Annotated in this window: 1 pseudogene; it reads left to right on the top strand. The window is 53.4% G+C overall.

The window, feature by feature from the left end:
- A pseudogene (locus PZE06_RS26575) lies at positions 1–399 on the top strand (hypothetical protein); the annotation flags it as partial.

The raw sequence follows: 399 nt of genomic DNA, 5'->3' as shown, positions 1-399 counted from the left end.
AAGGCTTTCCGGTCGAAAATTTGACGCCGTGGGACAAAGCGTGGAAATATCACAAGGACTTGTCGGAAGATTTCAGCGACCACCACGGGCAAGAAGCGGGCAAGTATCGCGCCAAGCAACGATTCGCGATGGGCTTTTTCGACTTAACGAGCGGCGAGCCGATTATTGTCGACGTATCAAAGGCGCAGGCACAGGCGATTCACGCCGTCATTAAGAAGTTCGAAAAGAAACTCGGCAAGGTGGCGTTCGAGTTGTCGAAGTCAGGCAGCGGCACGACTACAACGGTCAGCCTAACGCCTGTTATCGATATGGACGACGAGTTAACGCCGGAACAACGCGCTAACTTCGATAAAGCGCCGGACGTGTTCGACATGTCGCTGTTTGACGGACTGCTTTACG

The organism is Robertmurraya sp. DFI.2.37 (assembly GCF_029211245.1).
GTDB classification, from domain to species: domain Bacteria; phylum Bacillota; class Bacilli; order Bacillales; family Cytobacillaceae; genus Robertmurraya; species Robertmurraya methanolica_A.
This window is presented reverse-complemented; position numbering and strand designations above follow the sequence as displayed.